This is a genomic window from Burkholderia sp. Bp8992, from assembly GCF_003853705.1.
Classification (GTDB): domain Bacteria; phylum Pseudomonadota; class Gammaproteobacteria; order Burkholderiales; family Burkholderiaceae; genus Burkholderia.
On the sequence record NZ_QTQI01000013.1, the window covers coordinates 80,895 to 105,229 of the forward strand.

General features: G+C 58.6%; 26 protein-coding genes and 3 pseudogenes. 9 read left to right on the top strand and 20 right to left on the bottom strand.

Features of this window, described 5'->3' with window-relative positions; translation table 11 throughout:
• Positions 1–56: 56 nt before the first annotated feature.
• From DIE03_RS19910 to tssI, 17 genes and pseudogenes are all read right to left on the bottom strand, one after another.
• On the bottom strand, positions 57–374 hold the full coding sequence (locus tag DIE03_RS19910; protein ID WP_124453268.1) for a hypothetical protein: 318 nt from the start codon (positions 372–374) through the stop codon (positions 57–59).
• Between the two features lie 213 nt (positions 375–587).
• Complete coding sequence (locus tag DIE03_RS19915; protein ID WP_124453270.1) at positions 588–1,172, bottom strand: hypothetical protein; 585 nt, start codon at positions 1,170–1,172, stop codon at positions 588–590.
• A 399-nt stretch (positions 1,173–1,571) separates the two neighbouring features.
• Positions 1,572–1,958, bottom strand: a complete 387-nt coding sequence (locus DIE03_RS19920) for a hypothetical protein (protein ID WP_124453272.1) — start codon at positions 1,956–1,958, stop codon at positions 1,572–1,574.
• A gap of 1 nt (position 1,959) precedes the next feature.
• A pseudogene (locus DIE03_RS39005) lies at positions 1,960–3,425 on the bottom strand (RHS repeat domain-containing protein); the annotation flags it as partial.
• Positions 3,406–3,561 carry a hypothetical protein gene (locus DIE03_RS38340; RefSeq protein WP_185658185.1) on the bottom strand — a complete coding sequence of 52 codons (156 nt, stop codon included), beginning with the start codon at positions 3,559–3,561 and terminating at the stop codon, positions 3,406–3,408. The gene DIE03_RS38340 and the pseudogene DIE03_RS39005, both read right to left, overlap by 20 nt.
• A 49-nt stretch (positions 3,562–3,610) precedes the next feature.
• Positions 3,611–4,141 carry an imm11 family protein gene (locus DIE03_RS19930; protein WP_260434916.1) on the bottom strand — a complete coding sequence of 177 codons (531 nt, stop codon included), beginning with the start codon at positions 4,139–4,141 and terminating at the stop codon, positions 3,611–3,613.
• 55 nt (positions 4,142–4,196) lie between these two features.
• Complete coding sequence (locus DIE03_RS19935; protein ID WP_260434917.1) at positions 4,197–4,673, bottom strand: AHH domain-containing protein; 477 nt, start codon at positions 4,671–4,673, stop codon at positions 4,197–4,199.
• Positions 4,674–4,886: 213 nt separating this feature from the next.
• Positions 4,887–5,330: a hypothetical protein gene (locus DIE03_RS19940; protein WP_124453276.1), complete on the bottom strand. Its 444-nt coding sequence runs from the start codon at positions 5,328–5,330 to the stop codon at positions 4,887–4,889.
• Positions 5,331–5,363: 33 nt separating this feature from the next.
• Positions 5,364–5,591 (bottom strand): annotated as a pseudogene (locus DIE03_RS19945) (integrase core domain-containing protein); the annotation flags it as partial.
• Between the two features lie 216 nt (positions 5,592–5,807).
• Positions 5,808–6,245 carry an SMI1/KNR4 family protein gene (locus DIE03_RS19950; RefSeq protein WP_148092903.1) on the bottom strand — a complete coding sequence of 146 codons (438 nt, stop codon included), beginning with the start codon at positions 6,243–6,245 and terminating at the stop codon, positions 5,808–5,810.
• Complete coding sequence (locus DIE03_RS39070; protein ID WP_124453280.1) at positions 6,242–6,463, bottom strand: HNH/ENDO VII family nuclease; 222 nt, start codon at positions 6,461–6,463, stop codon at positions 6,242–6,244. The genes DIE03_RS19950 and DIE03_RS39070 overlap by 4 nt, the downstream gene beginning before the upstream one ends.
• A gap of 80 nt (positions 6,464–6,543) precedes the next feature.
• On the bottom strand, positions 6,544–6,894 hold the full coding sequence (locus tag DIE03_RS19960) for a hypothetical protein (protein WP_124453282.1): 351 nt from the start codon (positions 6,892–6,894) through the stop codon (positions 6,544–6,546).
• 78 nt (positions 6,895–6,972) lie between these two features.
• Positions 6,973–7,074: pseudogene (locus DIE03_RS19965) on the bottom strand (hypothetical protein); the annotation flags it as partial.
• Between the two features lie 22 nt (positions 7,075–7,096).
• Positions 7,097–7,492 (bottom strand): hypothetical protein, encoded by a 396-nt coding sequence (locus DIE03_RS19970; RefSeq protein WP_124453284.1) that lies wholly within the window; start codon positions 7,490–7,492, stop codon positions 7,097–7,099.
• Positions 7,493–7,842: 350 nt separating this feature from the next.
• On the bottom strand, positions 7,843–8,346 hold the full coding sequence (locus DIE03_RS19975; RefSeq protein ID WP_124453286.1) for a hypothetical protein: 504 nt from the start codon (positions 8,344–8,346) through the stop codon (positions 7,843–7,845).
• Positions 8,315–12,913: an RHS repeat-associated core domain-containing protein gene (locus tag DIE03_RS19980; RefSeq protein WP_260434918.1), complete on the bottom strand. Its 4,599-nt coding sequence runs from the start codon at positions 12,911–12,913 to the stop codon at positions 8,315–8,317. The genes DIE03_RS19975 and DIE03_RS19980 overlap by 32 nt, the downstream gene beginning before the upstream one ends.
• 37 nt (positions 12,914–12,950) lie before the next feature.
• Entirely contained in the window at positions 12,951–16,130 is a 3,180-nt protein-coding gene (gene tssI / locus DIE03_RS19985) for a type VI secretion system Vgr family protein (RefSeq protein WP_124453288.1), read from the bottom strand.
• A gap of 337 nt (positions 16,131–16,467) precedes the next feature.
• Here tssI and DIE03_RS19990 point away from each other — a divergent pair, with 337 nt between their 5' ends.
• The gene (locus DIE03_RS19990) at positions 16,468–17,268 is read left to right on the top strand and encodes a transporter substrate-binding domain-containing protein (protein ID WP_124453289.1); all 801 of its coding nucleotides are present in this window, start codon (positions 16,468–16,470) and stop codon (positions 17,266–17,268) included.
• A 59-nt stretch (positions 17,269–17,327) separates the two neighbouring features.
• On the opposite strand, the gene DIE03_RS19995 is transcribed toward DIE03_RS19990, so the two are convergent.
• Positions 17,328–17,531, bottom strand: coding sequence for a hypothetical protein (locus DIE03_RS19995; protein ID WP_034189859.1), 204 nt, complete (start codon positions 17,529–17,531; stop codon positions 17,328–17,330).
• Between the two features lie 305 nt (positions 17,532–17,836).
• Positions 17,837–17,968 carry a hypothetical protein gene (locus DIE03_RS38795; protein ID WP_260434919.1) on the bottom strand — a complete coding sequence of 44 codons (132 nt, stop codon included), beginning with the start codon at positions 17,966–17,968 and terminating at the stop codon, positions 17,837–17,839.
• 634 nt (positions 17,969–18,602) lie between these two features.
• Between DIE03_RS38795 and DIE03_RS20005 the strand changes: the two genes are divergently transcribed.
• Positions 18,603–19,292, top strand: a complete 690-nt coding sequence (locus tag DIE03_RS20005) for a hypothetical protein (protein WP_124453293.1) — start codon at positions 18,603–18,605, stop codon at positions 19,290–19,292.
• A gap of 325 nt (positions 19,293–19,617) precedes the next feature.
• On the opposite strand, the gene DIE03_RS20010 is transcribed toward DIE03_RS20005, so the two are convergent.
• Complete coding sequence (locus tag DIE03_RS20010; RefSeq protein ID WP_124453295.1) at positions 19,618–19,821, bottom strand: AlpA family transcriptional regulator; 204 nt, start codon at positions 19,819–19,821, stop codon at positions 19,618–19,620.
• A gap of 238 nt (positions 19,822–20,059) precedes the next feature.
• On the opposite strand from DIE03_RS20010, the gene DIE03_RS20015 reads away from it, so the two are divergent.
• The 7 genes from DIE03_RS20015 to DIE03_RS20040 all read left to right on the top strand — a co-directional run bounded on the left by DIE03_RS20015 (position 20,060) and on the right by DIE03_RS20040 (position 24,303).
• Positions 20,060–20,422 (top strand): helix-turn-helix transcriptional regulator, encoded by a 363-nt coding sequence (locus DIE03_RS20015; protein WP_124453297.1) that lies wholly within the window; start codon positions 20,060–20,062, stop codon positions 20,420–20,422.
• Entirely contained in the window at positions 20,422–20,967 is a 546-nt protein-coding gene (locus DIE03_RS20020) for an ImmA/IrrE family metallo-endopeptidase (protein ID WP_260434920.1), read from the top strand. Before DIE03_RS20015 ends, DIE03_RS20020 begins: the two co-directional genes overlap by 1 nt.
• Positions 20,968–21,142: 175 nt before the next feature.
• Complete coding sequence (locus DIE03_RS38800) at positions 21,143–21,277, top strand: hypothetical protein (protein ID WP_260434921.1); 135 nt, start codon at positions 21,143–21,145, stop codon at positions 21,275–21,277.
• Positions 21,278–21,347: 70 nt separating this feature from the next.
• Complete coding sequence (locus DIE03_RS20025) at positions 21,348–21,572, top strand: DUF2188 domain-containing protein (protein WP_260434922.1); 225 nt, start codon at positions 21,348–21,350, stop codon at positions 21,570–21,572.
• Positions 21,573–21,875: 303 nt separating this feature from the next.
• Positions 21,876–22,412 carry a PAAR domain-containing protein gene (locus tag DIE03_RS20030; RefSeq protein ID WP_124453484.1) on the top strand — a complete coding sequence of 179 codons (537 nt, stop codon included), beginning with the start codon at positions 21,876–21,878 and terminating at the stop codon, positions 22,410–22,412.
• Positions 22,409–23,179, top strand: coding sequence for a VRR-NUC domain-containing protein (locus DIE03_RS20035; protein ID WP_124453303.1), 771 nt, complete (start codon positions 22,409–22,411; stop codon positions 23,177–23,179). Before DIE03_RS20030 ends, DIE03_RS20035 begins: the two co-directional genes overlap by 4 nt.
• Before the next feature lie 5 nt (positions 23,180–23,184).
• Entirely contained in the window at positions 23,185–24,303 is a 1,119-nt protein-coding gene (locus tag DIE03_RS20040) for a type VI immunity family protein (RefSeq protein WP_124453305.1), read from the top strand.
• Positions 24,304–24,335: the final 32 nt, after the last annotated feature.

Below are 24,335 nucleotides of genomic sequence, written 5' to 3' on the forward strand. Positions count from 1 at the left end.
TGAAAAAGGACCGCTCCGGCGGTCCTTTTTTGCTGTGGCGTGGGGCGCGTGCCTCGTCAGAGCAGAATGAACTCGTCGTTGTCGACGTAGAACACGAACGCGTCGAACAATTGCGCGACGGTCGGTTCATCGACCTGGTCATGCGCGTTGATCACGATGTCCTCGATCGTCGCGCTGTTCAGCGTGACGCGCCAGTCGGGGTGCGGTGCGACGGTGGGCGGTGTGTCGGTCTCGGAGTCGCCGGCGTCTTCGGTGAATGCACCTTCTGTATCGAGCGTCCACGGCGTCGGCGGCAGGCAGAGCCAGCCGGAGAAATCGCCAGGGTGTTCGAGGATGTGTTGCAACGACACTTCGGTCGTGGTGGTGGTCGACATGGGTATTGCGGTGGTAACGGGGCTGGAGTCAATGCGCAGGAGCGCCGATGTGGCAGGTGCACGAAAGGGCCTGCGTCGCGGCGCTCATGTCAGCGAGCCGTGATTATGCCAATTCCGTATGCGCGCAGTGGACTCGGTGGTTGCTGCCGGTCAGTTAGCGGACGGGATACCATCATTCGAGATCGAGTCTGATTTCCTTCGTCGGATTGCCCTTCAGGGTTGGTAGCGGATCGTTTCATAGATCTTGGCCATGCCCTGCTTGGCGGCACCCTCGTTCGCAGCCAATCCGGACGAGAGGACTACGCAGGTCCAGCCCTTGCCACAGACCTTGCTGGTGACGAGATCGAGACGGTGCGCGTAGAGCTCGTCTTGGTTGAAGATCGTGTGCGTATAGCGTGAAGCAAGTGCCGGATATTTACCGCTCAACATGAACGGCATGAAGTCCGGCTTCGTGTACTGGGTGGGCTTGTCATCCACCTGGCTCTGGTACAGGTACTGCGCAGTACCTTCGAACGAAGGTGCGACCTTGGTTCGCAACACCTGAACGACCACGTCCAGATTCAGTACTTCGAATGCCGATTTGTCGGCTTGGATACTGACTCCTCGGCCGTCGGTGTCCTGGAGCCGATCGTTTGCCGTAATCCTCCAGTCCCCCGGGAGTTGGAAGCTCAAACCGTTGGATTTGAAGAGCTTTGGATGAGCCAGATCAGGGGCTGCGGCGGCTCTCGGCCGGAAATCGTCGGCATATGATGTCGTCGCGAGCGAGAGAAGAACGAAAGGCACGAAAACGGTGTGCATAGAGCGCGCTCCTCCTAAACACCACTTGAAACCTGCATCCCTCATCTATACTTTTTGCCGATTGAACTTTGGGCAAGATACTACGACTTCCGTGATCGCCACACCTACGAACTCACCATCTTCTTCATCAGACTCCCTAGCCAAATAGACATAATATGGCGGTCAGGTCCGAATCGAAATCGTACGTAATCATCTCCCCCTTCCCGAACCAATCCAATAAAAGAAGCGAAGATGACCCACCTTGCATCAATGTCGGAAATTTTTACTCACCAACATACAATTCACGCCAATCGACACGTATCCTCATCATTTCGCCTCAACTGAACGATTGCACGTCCCATCGAAAAAGAATAACCCGGAAACGCGAAGCTTCCACTCTCATTCAGCAGCAAACCGACCCTACAAAGTTAGAGCATCGTAAATCAAAATCCTATCCTCTTCAGCCATTTTATATGCATGCATAACAAGAGTAAGATCACTTTCAACACCATCTATTATTAGATCGAATTGCATCCTCTTACTGGACTCCGATGGCGCCCCCGGATCAATTTCATACAACTTCACGTGACTAACGATGTAGCCTCGATCAGGGACTCCAATCCTTTTCAGCGCACTCTCATCCAGAACATCCCCGCACAGATATTCCAAAATATTCCTCTTAATCCCCTCCGACTCTTTGGCGTCAAAATTTCCATCCGAAACCAATTTTTCGAAAATATCTTTCGAAAAGCATTCACATATCTTGGATATCTCCAAAATCATATCCTCTGTAATCCATTTGCTCACACTACCACCTCCTAGTTGAACTATTTCTATTCCCTGGCACACGAGTCGGTGTATCAGCCGTAACGCCCATATTGGAGAAATAATTGTCAGCTCGCATTACATGGCAGCGAGTTTCATCTGCAGAAAAACCAGCTCGGCGTAGCGCCCGATATGCAACCCGACGCTCCGCTGCATATGTACCGCCGACACCTCTCTGACGCTGCGATTGTGTCGCAACATAATGCTCCGACCCAATTTCGTGTGACGGCCCCGCCAATTGCACCGAAGGTGCAGCGTTCGCAGCAGCATCATCGTATCCTGGGACGCCTTTCATGGCCGCGTTTTGTATTACGTGATGCGAATCTGCCGGAACATTGTTATACGGTCCGAATTTACGGCCTGACTCCGAAAGAATTTTCTCGCAATCCTCCGGACAAGGGCGACATTTCTTTAACCCTAGTGGGTCGATCCAGCCTATCGGGTTGGGTGCGTATTGATAGACATTAATGCCGCCGATGAGGCCAATCGGATCTTTACTAATGAGCCGTCCGCTACTCGGATCATAGTATCGGTGCCGGTTATAGTGAAGCCCCGTCTCCTCATCAATCTGCTGCCCCTGAAACCGCAGCGGATTTCTCGGCGCAATTCCTGCCGCTTTCGATACACGCGCAACAATCTCTCGCGCCTCTCCCCACGCCTTATATGTCCCCTCCCACACGACGTCACCGTCATCATCTGTCAGCAACTGAGGTGTCCCGATCTGGTCGCAGTGGTAATAGAACAGTGCCGCGCCGCCTCGCCGCTCCGGCATCTTTTGCAGCGGATCTTCCTCTGGCACATAGCGGTCGGTATTCTCCCACCCCGGTGTCTCGATTCCCAAGACTGGCTCAGACACATACTGCGCCAGCGGCACCAACGTCCTCGGTTCGTAGATATAGTGCGAACCGCACTCGCCGTCGCTCTCATACGCCAGTGTGTCACCATCCCACCCGAACACCGTGCGCGCGCCGTTCACCTCATTCGCAATGTGGCCGTCATAGAAGTACCGTGAATGACTCTGTCGCGACGTCTCGACAATTCTCGCAGACAGCAAGCGATTGAACTCGTCCCACTCGGACTCCTGCTCCCCCGTCGGCGTATGCTTTGCGCTTCACATTCCCGTTGCAGATCATCACACCCAATCTGAACAAGTTTCTAGCCATCCAGCATCATTCCGCGGATATACCCGGAGCCATACAGGGGTCGACCGACCGCACGGCCGTCCGGTCTTATTGTTTTAATCAGGTTGCCAATCTCATCGTATTTGTGATGCCACACGGATCCTGGGCTAGCGCCAAAAATGTTATACGCATGACGTTCTTGCACCAGATTATCGATCGGATCGACAAAAAGCTGAGCGCCACTATCTCGATTGGTCACTTCGATCAATCGTCCCATTGGATCACAAGAAAGGCGCTCCACCTCATCATCAACTGAACGGCCGCAGAGGGATCACCATGATGCGTTTTGCATCTCGATTCATTTTTCCCGTCAATTCGAGTCTTGCTTGCACGCCCCCCTCTTCCCAGCGTGGAAGTTCGCTTTCCCCCAACATCTGATGAATGAACGTTTTAAGTCGGTCCATGGGTGACATCGTCCTACCCCCTACTGGGATATTGCCAGTCAGTTCGAAATCAACCGACCGGCGGGATTCCAGTAATGAATCTGACTCCCTTCTTCGTGGCGCACAATACGGCGTCGGCTAGTCGATCCCCAACGACAATGTATGTCGGGGAGTCGAATTGCCGACCAATGCCGTTTTCAGAGAAATCGGGGCGTAAAACCATTTTTTTGAAGCCGACCTTGGCATCAGGAAATCCCGACACTTTCACCACAATCGGCTCAGAAGCATCGTGATCAACCACGTCAACTTTCCTTATCGGATTGAGAAGAAAGTACGAGCCATCAATAGCCTCTCCGTTCGATCTAATAACTACCGGGATGAACTGGACGTCATTGTCATCCGCCAGACCTTCAATCGCAGCACGCACCGCTTCACTTACGAGAGGAATCAAGATGTTCGACCAGATGACGCCATAGTCTTGAATTTTTGACAGCCCTTTTTTGGGAAGCTCAAATACCAATGGATCTGATCTTACGAGGCGCTTTGCCGCCTGCAACTCGAAGCGATCCACCCCATTTGCTGCCTCATCGTAGAGTGCCATCCGACTTTCCGGATAGTCCGCCTCTGTGGTCCAGATTTTCGTCATATTTCCTCGCTTAGTTTGGACACGCCCATGGTCGATGGTTCTTGTTGAGCATCCGGCTCCCTGCCTTCAGTTCGACCCGCTCTCGCGCAATGATTCCTCGCAGAGCCTCGTCATACTGCTTCTGGCCCCAGCCCTGCTGCTTTCCTATTGCCACAGCGTCATTCATTTGTCTGGACAAGTTTGTGCTGACAATGTTCGGATGACGCCCGTTGTGGATCGAGCGAGTTGGATGAAGGCTTTCGTCATCTGGAAGATAGATTTTGTTGGCTTGAGATTGAAGGTCAAAGCCTGCAAGCGCAATTAGAGGGTGGTTCTTCGTCTGCGAATTCTTGCCGCTGACAATGTGGTGTTCTTGGAACCCCTGCGACTTGAGGCCGTCGACCTTTCGCCGAATGCCGGCTTCAAGGGCCGGACGGCGGGGCGCCCCCCAACGGATCGCCCCATTCGACCGGGTTCGATGCGTATTAATAGAGGTTGATCCCGCCACCGAGCCCGATCGGATCGTTCGATACGAACTGCCCGCTACTCGAATCATATGTATTGGCCGGGACTCGATCTGACAGGTAGTCGGGTCCACAAAGAACGATCCATCAATGGGGGATGAGTTTCTCCTTGGCGAGATCGAGTGAATCGAGAAAAGTGCGCATCGGCGTCTTGCCGTAACACCAGCGCCCCTGATGTTCCCGTTACCGCACTTTTCCTACGAGCCGATGTACTTGTACTTCAAACTCAGCCCGTCGCTAGGTCCGCCGAGTTCGACGTGTAAAATCGGCTCCTCAGCCTTGCCGTCCACCCAAAGCACGCATTCCGCGCCCCAGGACTGACCGTCGTCCATCTCAAAGAGATCAATGTATAGCCTCGATTCGCTCTTGCCGGAGAACGCGACTTCGATCGGCGCGAGGCTGATACTCGGTTTTGTTCCGAAGTAATCTTCGAGGGTCTCGCATATCTCGGCGCGAATCGGTTCGGTCACTCCGAACTTGGACTCTAGTGCCCTTTTGTCCATCGAGTTGAGTGCATCAAGGAATTCAGAAATCACCTTGTACGCTCGATCACTCAGTGATAGGTTCATCTCCGCCTCATTCGTTTCGATGGAGTTGTCGTGCCAGACCCGGTGTTGGGCGCAAAAGTAATAATGAGCCATGATCCGCACCGGGAATCGTGGAGGCCGGTTGGTTTAAGTTAATTCGGGTACGTCAGCGGTAGCTCTGAGTTTCCCGTAGTAGTTTGCCTCAGCCTCGGCGGACGAGATATAGCCCAGCGGTTCCATCAGTCGATGATGGTTGTACCAGGCCACCCATTCCAGCGTTACAAGTTCGACGAATTCCCTCGTTTTCCACGGGGCACGCCGATGAATCAGTTCCGTCTTGTACAGGCCGTTGATCGTTTCAGCCAGCGCGTTGTCTTAGCCGTCCCCACTCTGACGGCCGACGCTACGTTTCTCCCCGATCGGGGAGAAACGAGTAAGTACATGTTGACCGATTTTGGCGGCTGGGGCCAATCAAGGTCAACGTTGAACCTTTTTGATCCAGTGCAGGATAGGCACACGGGCCGAATCTACCGGATTACACGGAGTTTCCCGCCCTAAAACAACAAGGACCGCTTACGCGGCCCTCAGTTGTTACGGCGCTACATCAAAGTACCAAACTAAGAAGTCATTGAAGGTCGCCCAGCGCGCTGGCACATTCCCATCCAAGAAGTCATCTAGCGCCCCAATGTCGAGGTCGTAGACGGCCTCATCGTTCTTGCAGTACAGATACATCCCCTCGCTCTCATCTGAGGTAAGCGCAAGGTATCGCGCGGGAACATGGTATCGATCGCGGACATAGTCTGTCTGATCGGGTATCGCAGGTATCGCCGGTCCTTCGATATCAAGAAGCTCCGCTACAGGGCGTGGGCTTACAAAGCTCCCTTGATATTTCAGATAGAACTCACCAAATTCGGAACCCGAGTCTATGCCCAAACTGCGGAGCACTTGCTCTGTCGATTTCGGATCAGTTCGAGTCACGTCGCCGGTGGCCGTAGCCAGATGCGATTCAACCTTCGATGGAATCATCACTTACACCCTCCATTCCTAGACTCATTGGCAGCAGCAGCGCGATCTTTCCAATATTGATTTCTGTCTATGTCGAACGCGCTCCGGTCCACTGGGAAATAGGGATTCTTTTGACTCCCGAACGGATGCAGCGCCTCCCGACCGGCGCCGCTTGCCGCTCTATGCGTGCTAGTCGTTACCTCAAATAGCGGACCTATCGATTGTTGACGCGAATGGTGCAACTGAAGTTACTCAACCTTTTCAAGTACCGAAAACAACCGGGGCCGCTTACGCGGCCCCAGCATATTTTTCCGTTGGGCCGTCAATGCAAGTCTAAGAAATCATCATATGTAGCGTAGTGGTTCAGGCATCGAATAACCTCCTCAGATGAAGCGGTTGGCTTCTGCTTGTACGCTAAATCGACAACATTCTGGAAGTGCTCGCGCCCATAACCTATCTCAAGCCCCAACGCGAGTACAGATTTAGGCAGCACCTCGTTATCGTCGTCATCGAAGTCCGGCACATCGCCCACATACACGTCCATACCGGGTCGCAAATCGTCCGTGTCTTCCGGCACGTAAATCATGTAGATCGCGGCCCGATCTTTCTTGCTTTTCACGAGATCGATCACTTCCTCGATCTCGTAAAACGCATTCACATTGAAGCTACTCATAATGGGCATCCCGTAGCAGGGTCTAACTTTCCTTTCCAGCCGGGGTCCCGCCCCCCATTTGAATAGATCAATCCACCGTACCGGGTTCGGCGCGTATTGATAGACGTTGGCCCCATCGATCAGTCCGGTGGAATTTTCCGAGATGAATCGCCCACTATCCGGGTCATTGTACCGGCGCCGGTTGTAAAGCCCTTGTACTGCGCTACTTCTTGATGGCTAATCCCTCTGGCCCGACAGCATCCGTTACTTCAACGTCGCTTACATCGAAGTCAAGGCTTGGCTCACGACCTGCCAATGAGACGAAGAGATCGTAAACATATTTCCTTTTATCATCGACGTCGTCCAGCGGAACCTCCTGAGGAATAATCTTCTTCCAGTTTTCGAGCCAAGAATTTGAAGCCAGAACGTATTCCAACACGTCAATAACACGCTCCCGTGAGACCGGACCAAAGCGACTGAATTCGGCCTTCGCCTCTTCATAGATCCTCTTTACCCCTTCGTCGGTATTGATATAAAAATCGTCCAACTCATCATCCGTCATAGACAGAAGAAAATAATACAACGGACGAAGATAATTGAAGTTAATCAGTTTTGTCATAGCTGTGGATATGCAGTCACGATATTTCCGTTGCGCCGAACCACCGTAATCGCCTGCGCTGCGGACAAGAACTTGGGCCGTATGCGTTCCCTTCCGTGACTTTCGATGCGAACCTGCTCGCCTGCGGATCATAGTAGCGGTTGCGGTTATAGTTCGGCCCTGTCTAGGCGTCGCGCTCCTGCATCCTTCCAAAATGGCGGCGAGCTATGACAGTGGCACAAAACGTAGCCCTCGTCATAGTCGCATCGTAGCCCTGCCCGTTTGGCGACACTCTTACAGCAGTAGGACTGTGAGGAGTCTCTTCAAGGTTGACCTGCTGCATCAAGCGCTCACAAGCGACGCCCCTCCTTCTAACCTCCTATCCAGGATGGCTCGTCCTCGTAACAGTAAAGAATCGAATAGACGCTTGACGATTGATCACCAAAAATCAATCTTCTATTCAACACGTCAACTGGAGTAAAAATCATACCAATCTCCTTCATACGACTTATCAACTGGCACATAGAATCAGTTGATGGCAAATCGATGCTCGGCGATTTTTGACTTCCGTCAGACGACAATTCCGATAAATAATAGTACGGACCAACAATTGACACCCGGAATATGAAATCCGCAGCATCACCCCTCACAAAATATCCGTAACTCACGTCGGTATTAGGCTCCGTATCCTCCGAAAAATCATAATTCTTCGCAAGAAATCGAATCACGTCAGGGTATTTTTCCTTAGAAAAATAAACTTTAGCGAAAGAGTAGTCCGGCGACTCAAAACTCCCGTACGACTCGATCACGGAACGCGAGAATTTCTCCCAATCAAAATGGGAATCATGGGGTTTCTGGGCCTTTGGGATGTCCATGTATTTTTCCTCCATTGTCTTGGTGAACGCGCACTGAAGTTTGAGTGCCTCCGTTGGGGCCAAAACCTATGGGCGTCTTGAAATCGTGGTCTCGTACATTGGGGCGCCCCGGGACGGGACTACCCTTGCTCCAAGCCTCATCTGTATACTGCACTGCATCGTCCCAATCACAAAAACACGAAGTTGGCTTCCCTTGCTTAACTCGATTGTCGTACTGGGGCTCGCCCAGCACATGGCCTGCTTGCTTCTGCCGTGATATATGCGGCGGAACCGATGGCTTCTTTTGCAAACCGAGCGGATCAATCCACACAATCGGATTTGGTGCATAGTGGAACACGTTGATGCCACCAGCCAGTCCGATCGGATCTTTCGACACGAACCGCCCACTGTTCGGATCGTAGTACCGATACCGGTTATAGTGCAGCCCCGTTTCTTCATCAACCTGCTGCCCCTGGAACCGCAGCGAGTTCCTCGGCGTAATCCCCACCGCCTTCGATGCACGAGCAATTACCTCCCGCGCTTCCCCCCACGCCTTGTACGACGCCTCCCACACCACATCGCCTTCGTCGTCCGTTAGCAACTGCGGCGTACCGATCTGGTCGCAGTGGTAATAGAACGCATGCGCATCACCAACCCGTTCCGGCAACCGCTGCAACGGATCGTCTTCCGGCACATAGCGATCGGTCCCACTCCGTGACGGCGTCTCTAACCCTTCTACCGACGCACTCACGTACTGCACCATCGGCACGAACGAACCCGCTTCGTAGAGGTAATGCGTGCTGCCTTGCTCCCCACTCTCATACGCCAGCGTATCGCCATCCCACCCGAACACCGTGCGCTCGCCGTTCACTTCTTTCGCAATGCGACGGCCCAGCGCATCGTAGTAGTAACGCGACTCGCTCCGGCGAGCGACCTCGTCAACCGTCGCTGCAGTCAGCCGATTGAACGCGTTCCACTCGTACCGTTGCTCACCCGCCGGTGATCTCCGATGAACGAGATTGCCCCGCGCGTCGTACGCGAAATGCTCCCCTGCATATTGCTTCAACAAGTTGCCCAATACCTTGGGCACTTCCGCAGGCAACGTACTCTCCGCACGTACCGGACTCGGCCGACTCTCCGTGCGAGGTGATTCGATACGCGCCGGGTCGATGATATTGCTCGCCGGATCGAACGCGAACCGCTCCTTGCCAGCCGGTCCGATCGATTCGAGCAACCGTCCGACCGGATCGTAACGATAGTCCGTCAATCCTCTGCGATTGTCTTCAATCTGCACGAGTTGGCCGGCCGCGTCGTAACGATACCGACGCTCCGCAAGCGGTGCGGGTGCATTCGCACGCTGTACGGTCCGCTGCGCCAACCTCCCCGCACGATCGTATGCCGTGCGTTGATCGATCTTGCTCGGCAAGGTACGCAACGTCTCACGATGCAGATCGTCACGCTCGATCTGAACGAGTTCCTTGCCGTCCAGCATCATCCCGTGGACGTGCCCGGAGCCGTACGTGAGCCAGTCGACAGCATGGCCGTCGGGCCGGACTGTTCTGATGCGGTTGCCGATTTCGTCGTACTGGTGATGCCACACGAAACTCCGGCTCGAACCGAACAGGTCGTAAGCATGATGCTCGCGCACCAGATTGCCGACCGGGTCGAAGAACCGTTGAACGCGGCTATATCGATTGCTGGCCTCGATCAATCGTCCCAGCGGATCGTAAGAGAAACGCTCCGCTTCCTCGCCGACCGCCCGGCCATCAAGCCGTCCACCGCGATCGTGGGACATCGTCATGACCTGCCCCGCCTCGTCGACCGACTCGAGACGGCTGCTCGCCTCGTCATACGAATAGCGCGTGGCCTTCCCGTCGAAATCGATCTCCTCGATCAATCGACCTGTAGCGTCATAGCGGAACGTGTAACTCGCGTGATTCTGGTTAGTCAGCCCGACGATCCGCCCGAGCCGGTCATAGCGATACGACAGCGATTGTCCCAACGCATCGGTACGGATATTGATACGCCCGCTCGCATCGTAGCCGTAACGCGTGTTGCGGTTCAGCGGATCGATATGGGTCAGCAGACGCCCTTCCGCGTCGTAGCTCAGCTGTTCGCGCCCCGCCGGCGACACGACTTCGACTAGCTGGCCATTCGCACCATAACGGTAGGCAGTTACCCCACCCGATGCATCCTTCGCTTCCGAGAGGCGACCCTGGGGGTCATACGCCCAATGCGACGTCTTGCCCGAGCAGTCGGTATAGCTGGTCAACTGGCCGACGTCGTCGTACTTCAGGGTTTTCACGCCCCCCTTCGCATCCTTGATCCGGGTAAGCAGGCCTCGCCCGTCGTACGCATACTCGGTCTTGTGATCGAGCGGGTCGACCTCCGCAACCATGTTCCCCGCATCGTCATATTCACGCAGCCACGGGTGCCCAAGCGGATCGGTAAAACGAACGAGCTGGTCCTTCTCGTCATACGCCATCTCGACCACGCTGCCGTCGGTACGTTGATGGCGCACGAAGTTGCCGCGCACATCGTATTCCATGTGCTCGACGGTACCGTCGCGATGGATGTACTGAACAAGTTTGTCGTTGGCGTCCCGATACATCCACTCTTCACTACCATCCGGGTGAATCACACGGAACGAATAACCCTTGCTGTCGTAGTAGTGGTGCGTGACATTGCCGAGTGCGTCAGTCACGCTGACCATGCGGAAGTCCGGATGCCACGCGAGCCGGACTTCATCGCTGCCGTCATCGGCGTATTCGCGGAAGCATTTTGCCTTCGGCCCGTCGCCGTTCCACTCGAGGTTCACACCTCGGCCGGTGCGATCGGTATATCGCGTCACGAGGTGGTGCCGATAACGGTATTCGCGACGATTGCCATAGCGATCCGTCGCCCCGATCAGATCGTTCTGGTCGTCGTACTCGTAGTTCGCAAGCGTGCCGACGTATTCGCCTTGTGCGTCATGATGAGTGACGCCAACGATCCGCCCTCGCGAATCATGTCGGAACGCAACCTGAACGTGCGATGCAATCAGGCGATGCAATCGCCCTTCCGCATCGTAGTCGAGCGTCACCTGATTGCCGGCGCGGTCCTTGACGAATGCGAGGCGGCACATGTTGCCGTGCCGCTCGTACGCTTCGAGCAGAGTATGCCCGCGCGTCACCGTCAGCCACTGCTCGTCCAGCCTCAATAACGTCTGCCCCTCCGAAAGATCATCATGCGCACTTCCGAGGCCGAGCAGCGGGTATTCGATACTTCGTCCGGCGGCATCGTGATAGACGAGCTTTTCCGCGGCAATATCAAAACGAGTCGTATACGGCGTAATCCAGCGCGCGCCCAATTCGCCATGCTCGTCGTTCGCGTCGAAGAACGATCGATAGGTACGTTGCCAGACAATAGGCAATGGCCCGTCGATCGTGAAATCCTCGTGATTGATTTGCTCGTCGCCGAGTGCGAATCCGATCGAACGCGGGGTGGCGACAGGTGGCGTCTTCACCGGGCTATGTGTAAGGCAACAATTCGGCCCCGGATGATGCGCTTCAGTGGTTTTTTGAAGCACTTCTGTTCGATGCTCCGCGCGCTGCTCCGTGACCTTCGCCGTCTTGTGTTCTTGAATCCCCGTCGTCTGCGGCTTCGGATTGCGCTTGCGCCAGCTCCGCATGCCGTCTTCACCGATCGTGATGATCCACCCGATCTTGCCCGCATCGTTCCCGTCGAGCTCGCGAATGCACTTCTGGACCGTCGGAATGCGCTTGTAGATATCGTCAGCGAAAAGCTGCAGCTTCTTCGTCGAATCCGGGGTGATCAGATCAGCGGCCGACGTCGCCGCGTTGATAACAACCTTCCCCTCGACCTTGCGAACGTCCGAGAGGAATCCACCGATATTGTCGAGAATCTTCCGGCCGTCATACGCAACGATAGCCGCCCCGACACCCTTCAGATGCGTCCCGGCCGACTTCACGTTGTGCCCGACTTCGTACTTCTTCCCCGCTGCGTGCGCGAACACATCGGCGATCGCCTTCATCAGATCGCCGATGAACTTGGCGCAGTGCTCGAGCAGTTCCTTCAGCCCGTCGCGTATCACCTTCAGGAATTTCTCGATCTCGCCCGCGTAACGCTCCTGCACATTCGCCACCATCGCCGAGATGATCGAATCGCGCAGCGCCAGGAACGCGGCCTCGCCCACCGCCTTGCCGCTCTCGACGACCTTCTGTCGAATCAGCTTCAACACCGGGCGCGCGCCGAGCCTAAGCTCGGCCGTGGCCGGCGGCAACGGCACGACACCGATCAGATCGAGACCGAGGTTGACCCAGTCGAACATGTCGATCGGTTTGTCGCCATGCTCGATCATTGCCTTGATATCGAGCACCGCATCGACTGCCGCAAAGATATTGGCCAGAACCGGCACGTTCTCCGCGACCGTCTTCAGACGGCCAACGTTGACGACGCCACCGCTGACCTTGATCAGCCACTTGTCGAATGAATCGATACCGGCTTGTACGTCGGCCTCCGTGATCTTCATGATCGGAGACACGAACACATCGGTAGGTTTGGGTTGAAGGACGCCCGCAGCTGTCATGATTTTTCTGTTCTCGAGTATTTGAAAGGGGCGACGCTCAGCTCATTTTCAGCGCGGCTGCGGCGCCACGCGCCGTCTGCGCGAGACCGCCAACCTGCTGCGCAGCGGCACTCAACTGGCCGGCTTGCGACAGGGCCGCCTGCGCGCCCGCCGGCAGCACATTGCCCGCCGCTTGCTGCACGATTCCGAGCCCCTGGCCAGCCACTGCCTTCGCGAGGGCAGCACCGCCCTGCGACGCGGAGCTTGCCAGCCCCGCAAGCGTTTTCGCAGCACCGAGCGCATTCGATGCCCCCGCCGGCAACATGCCTCCCAGTGCTTGCTGAGCCATGCCCATGCCTTGGCCGATAGCAGCCTTCGCAAGCGCCGCACCACCTTGCGACGCGGCGCCAGCCAAACTCGTCAACGTGCCGGCCGCGCCGCACGCCGAAGGCAAGAACGACCCGAGCTGTGCCTGCGCGGTTTCCGCAGCCCCCGTCGCCGGTGCCGGATTGGCCGGCCACGGCGCCACATCGAACCGGCTCGACATCTGATCCTGCGAGCGGGGATCCTCCCCGAACTTCACCTGCACCGCCCCCGGCGGCAGGCCGCTCACGATCATGTGCCCGTTATTGTCGAGCGCCCCTTTCTTCAGCAATCCGCCATTCGCATCGAACACCGAAAACAAGCCACCCTTCACCGGCTGGCCGTTCCCGTACGTATGCAACAGCTCCAACTGCCCCGGCTGATCCGGCCTAGGACTCGGCAACGGATACCCCATGCTCGCCGGACCCGCGAACGTATGCGACGCCCCCTTCACATCGACCGCACCCGGCGTATGAATCTCGATGTTCCCGCCTTGAATGCGGATGTACCCGCCACCGCTCGTCAGCAGGATCCCCTGATCGGCCGCGATCTCGATCCGATCCGTCGCCGACACCACCTTCACCGCCTTCTGCGCGGTTACCTCGATGTTGTCCGACTGCGCCTGGATCTCCACCTTGCCCTTGCCCGCGAACAGCTTCATCCCCGCGTTCTGCACGAACAGGCTCAGCTTCTGCCCGATGCTCCCGATCAGCGACTTGCCTGCGGCCACATGCACGCTCTGCCCGCTCGCCACGTTCACGTGATCGTTCGCGACCACGTGCACCGACTGCTGCGTCGACATCCCGATCCCCGACGGGCTGCCGAACAGCATCACCGGTTCCTTGAACGCGTTCGCGTTACCCGTGCCGCCGCCTGCCGTGCGCCCGCCCGACGCGCTGCCCGACTTGCTGTCCTGCGTCGCATCGGTGAACGCGCGCATCGTGTCCTGCGCGTCCTTCAGGCTTTCCGCCTCATGCTGCTCGCTCACGCCCGACATCGCTTCGACGAGGCTCTCGCCCGTCACGAGCTGCTGTTGCGCTTCCTTCACGTCGAGCGGCTGGCTGTTCGGCGCCTTCGGGTGCGTAGTCACGTACAGGCCCTGGCTCGCCCGCACCGCGCCATACGCATCCGATCGCAGGTCGAACCCGCTGCCGAGATACGACCCGCGCGAATTGCCGCTCTGGTCGATGATGTAGCCGAGGTGCAGCAGGCTGTTCGCGCTGCTGCTCATCAGCTGCACGCGGTTCTGCCCGGTTGCGTCGTCCATCACGAGCTGGTTGTAGCCGCCGCCCGAATACTCCTTCGACCGGTAGCCGGACAGGATCCCGTCGCTATGCCATTGCGGCTGGTTCGCGCCGTTGTATACGCGTCCGACGGCCAAGGGCCGGTCACAATCGCCGCCCACATAATCGATCAGCACTTCCTCGCCGATACGCGGCACGTGCACGCCGCCGTAGCCGCCGCCGGTATCGGACTGCACCACGCGCACCCAGCACGATGCATTCTCGTTACCCGGGTTCAGGCGGTCCCACACGAACTGCACGCGGATCCGGTTCAACTCGTCCGTATAGACTTCCTCGCCCTGCGGCCCGACGACGATCGCCGTCTCGAGATGCATCTCCGGCTTCTTATGCTCGAACGGGCTGCGATACGGCACGCTCACACGCTGCGCTTCGACTTCGACGAGATAGAAGCCGGTCGATCCATCATGGTGCGGCACGCGAAACGCGGGATCGGCGCCGTAGCCGTCCTGTGCCTGTATCAACGCCTCGCGCAGGCTGTACGGAAAATCCGCGCTGTCGCTCGCGACCGGCAGGTTGTTCTCGATCCACCACGCCACCTCGATCGCCGCAAACTCGCGCTGATCGGCGGAATCGCGATCGTGCTCGGGGTGATCGGCCAGCGTGAAGCGCCGGCCGGCATCGATCGCACGCACGCCGCCCGCGCCATGAAAGCGCTTCGCCTGCGACTCCCATTCCTCCATCTTGACCTTCGTCAGGTGGTCGCCGCGCGACTGGTCGAGATACGTATAGGCGCCCGTGTACTCGTACACCTCGAGCTGATCGGGCAGTTCGCCCTGGCCGGCCATCGTCGGCAGCGACGTGCCCTTCGGGTTCGATGGTTGCGACGGATTCTTGTAGTCGAACGTGCGCGTCGATCGCGTGACGCTCTGCAGCGTGCGCGTGCCCGACCACTGCGTAAACGCGTCGGCCGCGCTCGTCGCACCGCCACGATAGAAACTCACCGTCTCCGGCGACAGCGGCGCAAACGCCTGCAGATTGTCGGTGATCACGAGCGTGTGCGACTTGCCGTCGTCGGCCTGCTGCCACGCACAGTAGAGCCCTTCGTGCTCCATCAGCCGATGCACGAAATGCCAGTCGGTGTCGTGCTGGCGCGTGTACGAGCGGTTCGGCAGCGGCTTCGACAGCGCGAAGCGGAAATGGCCCTGCGCCTGCGGATGCTGGTTCAGCACGTCGCTGATGATCTGGTCGACGGTCGTGTCGTTCCAGAGACGCTGGTCGCGACGGAACTTCAGGAAATGGGTGAAATCGGCGAACGTGAGCTGATATGTGGTGAGCCCGCCGTCGGCGCCCAACCGGCGCGCGGTATGCACGTATCCGTTGATCGGCCGATAGCTGCGGTCGCCCTGCTCGATCCACAACGTGACGGGCTGCGCGATCAGCTTTTTGAGTTCCAGATCGCTATCGGTCGACAGCACGTCGAGCGTGAATTCGTACGCGCGCCCGATCCGCGAGCGGCCGACTGCCCGCTGCACGGTCAGGACGTTGGCCCCCAAGGGCGTATCGAGCTTCAGCAACCGGTCCTGCTGAAGCAACCCGCCGCGCAATGCGGCGATCGTGTTCTGCATGTTCATGGCTACGGCCTTTTCTTCTTTTGACGCGCCCTCGGATGGCGCCGCATTAAATTCAGCTTGCGCGATTTTACAGACAAAACTTTGCACGAACCCAAAAAGCAGCCTGATTCAAAAGCACATTTTTGAACGCGCCGGAAGCCTCATGCATGGACCTCGACGACCGACCGCTCGCCGTAAAAAGCCCTCGCCGCCCGATGAAATCGATTGCAATCAGGGCCAATTCGACTTCCGGCGCGGCGCGGTTGCGAGTAGTGTCTACGTGCCCGTATTCCGGCCTCACCCGGGTCCGACCGATACCCGGCGCTCACCACACGACACTGAACACTGGAGATCTGCGATGAAACGTTCGAAGTTCCTGCTGTCGGGCCTGCTGCTCGCGTCGGCCCTCGGCTTCACGGCCGTCGCCGCGCACGCGGAGGACCTGCTCGATTCCGTGAAGAAAGCCGGCGTGCTGCGCGTCGGCCTCGAAGGCACGTATCCGCCGTTCAACTCGCGCGGCACGTCCGGCCAGCTCGAGGGTTTCGACGTCGACGTGGCGAACGCGGTTGCCGGCAAGCTCGGCGTGAAGACGCAGTTCATCCCGACCGAATGGAGCGGCATCATCGCCGGCCTGCAGGCCGGCAAGTTCGACGTGATCGTCAACCAGGTCACGATCACGCCGCAGCGCAAGGAAGTGCTCGACTTCAGCCAGCCGTACACGTACTCGGCCGCGCAGCTGATCCAGCGCAAGGACGACACGCGCAACTTCAAGTCGCTCGAGGACTTCAAGGGCAAGAAGCTCGGCGTGACGCTCGGCACGAACTACGACCAGATGGCGCGCACCGTGCCGGGCATCGAGGTGCAGACCTATCCGGGCGCACCGGAGAAGCTGCGCGACCTCGCCGCGGGCCGGATCGAGGCGACGCTCGACGACCGCCTGATGCTGCCGTACATGATCAAGACGTCGAGCCTGCCGCTGCGCGCAGGTGCGGTGCTGAATGGCGGCAAGCAGGAAATGGCGATCCCGTTCCGCAAGGGCAATCCGAAGTTCGAGAAGGCGATCAACGACGCGCTCGATTCGCTGCACAAGGACGGCACGTTGAAGAAGATCTCGATGCACTGGTTCGGCAGCGACGTGACGGTGCCGGTCGCGCAATAAGCGGCCCGGCGTTTCAACGCGTCACGCCGTTCATTTCGATGAACGCGTGACGCGCCTCCTCAAGCCGCTTCGTCGAAGCGCGCCAGCAGCATCTGGCCGATCGGCGTCAGCGCCGGACGCGCCGCCACGGCGCTCATGCGCGCCTGCGTATCGTCGACCAGACGCTTCTCGACCAGCACGGCGAAGGCCGGATTCGATTGATCGACGCTGTCCGGCGCACGCGCAATGCGCAACAGCATCGAGAATTCATGCGGACTCAGCATGGTCCTTGTCTCCTGATCGTCCGCGATCCGGTTCGAACCGGCGTCGATCGTGTTTTCGAATGAAATGGCGCGATGCATGACCGCTGCGCGGCCGGGAGCGAGATCCCGGTTGTCCGGCCTGCGACGCGGGCACGTCGTCACGGGCAGGTTGCGCACGGCTTTCGTCCGGCGATGCCGCCGCGACGGGAACGTGCAACCTTATGTGCGCGCCGTGACGCGGCCGTGACAGCAAAACGGGGGCAAAACTGCGCGCGTCACGTGCCGTTTGCGGTCGATGCAGATCCGGTTGGCGACGGCGAACGGCATCACGAATCGACCGAATACGGGAACCCGCCGCGACTCGATCCGCTCGCATGGCGCATGCAGCGCACGACCACGTTCAGCGCGCGCCCGAGCGTCATCCCGACGAGCACGCCCCATCCCGCGAACGACAGCATCGCGAAGCCGCTCGTCGTCGCCCACGGCAGGCGCGCGGGAAACAGCGCTTGATGCTGATGTAGGGCAGCACGCAGAACATCACGTACACGTAAGGCTTCAGATGAAGGAGCGCGGATATGGGCGAAGTCGCCTGATCGGAGTGGGCACGCCGACACCATACCGCGCAGCCCCGACACGCGATGCGGCTTGAGACGGGCGGCCGGAATTCGCGAACGAGTTGCACGTCGCGGCGATGACTGCCGGGTAAATCCCGCACGAAGCGAAGCCGGCACCAGCCGGTGTCTTTCCGTCTGACGTTCCACTACACTCGTGACGGAAACCGGCCAGCCGTCGGTAGCCGATGCGCTTCGTCGAAGCTGCGCGCCGCTCGTCGCACCGTGAGCGCAACCGGCCTGCCCAGGGCTAAGGTCACGCCATACGCATCGCGCCCCCACCTTCACCCACCATGCGAGCCACGTCCGATCCTTCACCAGTCCCTCAGCCGCCTGCCAGCGCCGCGCCGCGGCTGCTGCGCGACCCGGCCGCGCTGCCCGCGTTCGCGTGCGTCAACTTCAGGCAGATGTGATCGGCGTTGGCGCTCGGTCGCGCATAAGACAACCAATGACGAGGTAACGACAGGTGAGATCTCCAACATTGAGCGCGAGGCACGGCGTCCGGCCCTTCATCTCGGCAGCGAAACGCATTGGCGACCGGATTCGCGAACGTGGACAATTCGAGCCCGATGAATTGGTGCGGCTATCGCTGGATCGGCCCAAACGCAGCCGTACTGCGTGGATGACTCGCGCGGATCTGGACGAGCACGCGGTCGTGGCCAATCATGTCGACGGCGTCGCGCATGTCACCGAACTGCGTAAGTTCGCGTTGCTCGATCGGGCGTGCGAGTACGTTTGCCCGGATTGCCTGGACGAGCTGCTCGTCCGTTCAGGCGAACGACCGCACTCGCCGACGCCCGTGTCACGCGCGTTCGACACGGCGATCGTCGCCGACAATGCGACGGTGGACGGCTCGTTCGTCAAGTGTGACATCCACGGGATTGGTTTCGGTTCGTGCACATCACCAGCTATGGCAGCGTTGATCGATCGGCATGACGCGCTGCCGCACGGTCAGCCAATCATCAAGGTGGTCGTTGTTTCACCGAAAGCCGAAAACGAATTCTGGTTCGACGAAGCATTCCTTCGCCGCTCGCTCGGTGAAGATGCCGATCTTTCCGGTGGCATCTACCGAATGGAGTCGGACGACCGCAGCCTCGACCTGCTCGAAAGCGGGACATCGGTATGCAGGCACAGCCTTCAAGACTGGCTGCAGCGCAACGGCATCGCTTAGCGATGCGCGGCGGCAATCGGGCGGATGCGCGGCGGCTCACGAAGCAAGCATGCGGCCCGCATCACATATGTCGCCCAGCGGAGCAGAAAAAACAAAGGGCCGGGAGACAGAATCTCCCGGCCCTTCATTCAATATGGTGCCGGCTGCAGGACTCGAACCCGCCACCTGATGATTACAAAGCAGTCGAAATTCTCAACAATTACAATGGACTAGCGCACTTACGCGTTTCCAAAATACTCGCATTCGCTCCCTTCCCCGCCTTGTCTGGCAAGGATCGAATTCATATTGGAAACGCCTCGACACTTACGACTTACACGCAGCAAATCTACCTGAGAGCACGAATCCAATCTTCGATGGCGGATTCGCGCCACGCCACGGCTCGAGCACCTAGCTTGACACCAGCCGGAAATGTTCCCGCGCCGATCCTCCGATAGATTTCACTCCTGGACAAACCAATGCGGGCGCGAACCTCTGCGAAGCGCAGCAGGCGCTCCGGACGTTCCAGCGAGTTGTCGTGTAGATCACTCATGCTATTTCTCCTAGGCTGCACAAGGCCAATCAAGGCCAATCCACGCCGGCCAAGCTGCAATTTGGCTGCACCGGCCCGACACGCCTCCATCCATTACCTCGCTACCTAGGCACTCCGCGCGCCGGCCGTTCAACCGCATTGGCCCGTTGTTTCTTCACTACAGGTTGCGAAGCTTAACCAAATCGGTTAAGCTTTCTCCACAATAAGGATAACGTCGTTACCGAAACCGGAGAAAGATATGGCGATCACACCGTTCGGCAAAGCCGTAAGGAAGGCTCGGCTGGATGCAGATGTCACGCTTTCCGAAATGGCGACCACTTTGGGGTTCACGGCAGCATATTTGAGTGCTATGGAAACGGGCCGGAAGAAGATTCCGTCCGAGGTAGTCGCAAAAACGGAGCAGTACTTTGAAGAAAGGGGTGTCCGGCTGGAGCCCTTGCAACCGCTGGCGGACGTTTCGAACGCGACCGTCTCGTTGGAAGGCCTCACGCACGAACATCAAATGATGGTCGCGGGCTTCGCGCGCGCTTCGTTGAGCGATGTGGACCCCGTGGATATTGAACAACTTAAATCCCTGCTCATGAAGATCGGAGGGAAATAATGTTCGGCCATGGTCCGTTACAAGGCTTTCGGGTGTCGCCCCGAAGCATCGCAGACATTCGTGATGTGGCGACGCGTTCGCGGGCGGCACTCGGCTTTCGTTGGCCTGCCAACATGGGGCGCTTCCTCGAGCAATTGATCAGCTACTCGATTACGGTCGATGTGGTCGAGGACACTGGGGTTTTGCCGCGGGGCGTGCTTGCGTGTTGGGTTCCCGAAAGCCTGACCCTTTATCTGACGGAGCGGATTTACAAGGGCGCGTGTGCAGGCGACGCGCGCGCGGTCTTCACCGTCTTCCACGAGATGGGTCATGCGCTCCTCGGGCATCGCAGAACGCTCAACCGCGAGGTGCCTGGCCAAGAAATCAAGACGTATGAAGATTCAGAATGGCAAGCGAACCAGTTTGCGGCGGAGTTCCTGATGCCGCTTGACGAGATCGTGCGCTACAGCCTTACGACGGAGGCGCTGCTGTTGAATCGGTTCGGGGTGTCCATGGAGGCAGCCCGTATCCGCCTGAACCGGCTCCGTCGCACTGGCGTGGTGTAAAAAAAACGTCATCCGTGTTGGCGCACGAATGACGTTCGGGTGAAAAGGAAGACGAAAAAGCCTCCGGCTTCCTCTTCTGCGCTTCGGTCGAAGGCACGCGAATTGTAGTTACCCAATTCGATTGCTGCAAGCGCAAAAGTTCCATTTCGGAGAGGCATTTCTGATAGGTACGGAAATGACCAGCAAAGACGACGACGATTACGTCATCATCTTCCGCCGCTTCCGCCGCACCAAGTCGGGCGCAATGCTGGATGCCAGGAAGTTCGGCATCGCAGCGTGGCCGATTAAGGTGCGTAAAGCGAAGGAATAAGGGCTGCATCAACGCTCCCGGATAAATAGGGCACCTGTCCTTCCGGGGGCCTCTCTGAAATTGTGAGCACATGCTCAAGGAGCTTTATATGTCGAAAGACAAACTGTTCGTCGAGCGCCGGGCGCAAGGCGATTACGCAGTACGGCGTGCCAATTCGCAGCGTGCTAGCGACGTGCTGCCCACGCAGAAGGAAGCTATTGAACGCGCGCGCGAGTTGAATCAAGGGAAAGATCCACTCGTCGAGCGCGTCCGGCACACCTCTCAAGGCAAGCCGGACCAATGGCGCAAACCGTAACGCAGCAGATCTAACGATCCACTTCCATCAGTGGAAACAAGAACGGCGCTCATTGAGCGCCGTTCTTCTTGGAGCAACGCGTCACATCGCGCCGCTCACCGCAACCGTGCCGCGACTCCTCATTTCGGAGACATCCGTCCGGCCTATCGTCGCGATGAACTGCACCGATCGGAAGCAATCCGCCCCGCTCGACCGCAGCCCTTCCTATCACTTGACAATCTCAAAAACCTGTCAATCCCAACAGGGGAACGGCTCACGCGTCGCGTGCTACATTCGGCGGCACGTTTCTTCATAGGATTCAGCATGGGCTTCGCATTCATTCGGGATGGCGACACGACCTCGCACGGTGGGCGCGTAATTGCCAGCGACACGACCAACACTGTCGACGGAAAGGCGCTCGCGCTGCTCGGCGACATGGTTTCATGTCCACGCTGCGGCGGCCTCTATCCGATCGTCAAGATCAAGACTGGTTTGAACATGACGTTCCACGGTCGGCCGGTCGCGTCCGAGGGCGACGTAACTGCGTGTGGTGCGACGCTGATCGCGTCGCAAAGCAGCGCAACAGCCTCCCCGACATCGGGCGCAGGCGCGCCGGTCGGCGGCGGCAAGAGCGTAGTGCCGCAGAACGACGGCCCGAATCGCGGCCGCTTCCAGGTTGTCGACGACAACACGCGCCGGCCCATCGCAAACCATCCGTACACCGTGACGTCGACGGACGGCCAGACGATTCACGGCATGACGGATGCGAACGGCCATACGGATTGGCTGAATACACAACAGGCCGCGTCGCTGTCGTTCAGCCAGCCGGGCACGACAGGCACCGCGGACACGAAGGCATGACCGACTATTCGCGCAGCTCGGCCGCCGGCGCGAGCAAGGGCGACGGCAACACGACCCTCGTCGGGCTCGACGGCCGCCTGTCGGGAAAGGATAAGGAAGTGCTCTGCGGGGTGATGTGCCCGTGCGCGCGCATCGGCGTCCAGACAAGAGTGGACAAGCGTGGGAGGTCGCGGACGCTCCGACAAGCATGCGTCGCTCAACGCCTGGACGCCATGAACGAATCGTCGCGAGCGACGTTCGGCGGGCCGACCGAGTACCTGCCGGAGGTCAGCTACGACATGAGCCCGACACCGCCAGCGCCTCCGGTCCCGATCATGACCGAAGAGGATCGGCCGCTGCGCCCTGATTCCGTCGTCGACTGGATACGGGATAATTGGCCGGGCGGCATGAAGGGCTACCGCGACGGGAAGAAAACGGGCCTGGATCAAACGCGTCGACCCGACGTCGTGATCGTGCGCAATCCTGCTCTGCCGCCCGAGCAGTCGAATATCAAGACCGTCGTCGAAATGAAGTTCGAGGATTCGTACGGCGATCGTCAACGGGAGGCATACGTGCGAATCGCCGGTAGCGACAAAAAGGTGGCAACGCTGCGCCCAGCCGACTGCGGATGTGGCGACGACAAGCCGGACGAAAAACCCGCACGATCGACGCAAACGCAATCTGACGTCGAGTCGATTTTTGGCGTCAGTCCGGCCGGGCCGAACCGCTCAATGCCTGCCCCGATTCCGCATCTTCCGCCGGGCGTCCCCGGTTTCGCGTTCCCCTGAATACCATGACGAAAGACGAACTGGCTGCGTGGGCCAATGACCCGAAGCGCCGCGATACCCTGCCGTATGGACTGTTCGAGCCGCCCTATCAGAAAGGCATCGTAGGCGCGGCGTTTGTCGTGCGCGGCGTCCTGTACTTCCGGAACGGCTACACGGAGGCGACGCGCAAGTCGCTCGTGCGATGTTACGACCGCTATCTCGACGTCATCACCAGGTACGAGACGGCGCTGGCAGAGGCTGAAGGCCGCGATCCACCGAAGGCCGGCCCGATGCGATGGTTCTACGCCGAAGGCGCGGCGCCCGTCGCATTCGACAAATCCCCTGGCTTTCCCGACCTGGCGAAGCACGTTCCGAGCAATGCGGCCCTGGTGTCGACTACGACCAGCGCGGATCACAAGCTCGCGGCCGGCTTCTACGATTTCGCCGTGTTCTGCCTCGAAGACTGGGAAGCGAAGTTTGAGCGCAGCCTCGACGCGATGTCGTTCACGGTGCCGCGCAGCTTTCTGCAGCTCGCGCCTGGCGCGTTCGAGCGGCTGTTAGCCGAGTTCGCGGAATGGTTGCGGCCAGTACACGGACATGGCGGTTACGCGGTCAACCTACCGCCGATGGGGCGGGAGCCAAACGAAGCGAGCGAGTATTTTTGGGCGCGGCAGTACGGGGCCGGGGTCGACGTCGGGAGCCCACGGCGCACATGCGTGCGTGACCTGACCGACAAGCTCAAGACGGTCGACTGGCTGACAGTGATCGACGCCGATCTCGTCCGCCGCGCCGGTGGAGCAGACAAAATGCTGCTCCCCCCTGACTGGTATCGAAAATCCGTATTCGGCGATGGCGACCTGCTGATTCAGGCAGGGGTAGAACCTCAAGCCGGCGTGTCGGTTGGCGCGGGGCATCCGCCGGAGCCGCCGGCTGCATATGTGCTGCTGAACCGGGCTCTGCGCCCCATCGTCGCCGATACGATCGACAGCCTGCAGGACGGCACGGTCAGTAGCACCGCGCCCCTCCTCAGTACGACGATCGCGAGCGAAGCGTGGCTCAATCGCTTCAACGTGCCCGAAGACGAACTCCCCGACTACTGGGCCGATCTGCACAAAACACCCAAACTGCGTGACCCGGACGAGTAAGGCAGCCTCATTGCGTCCGCCCCTGAGTTGCT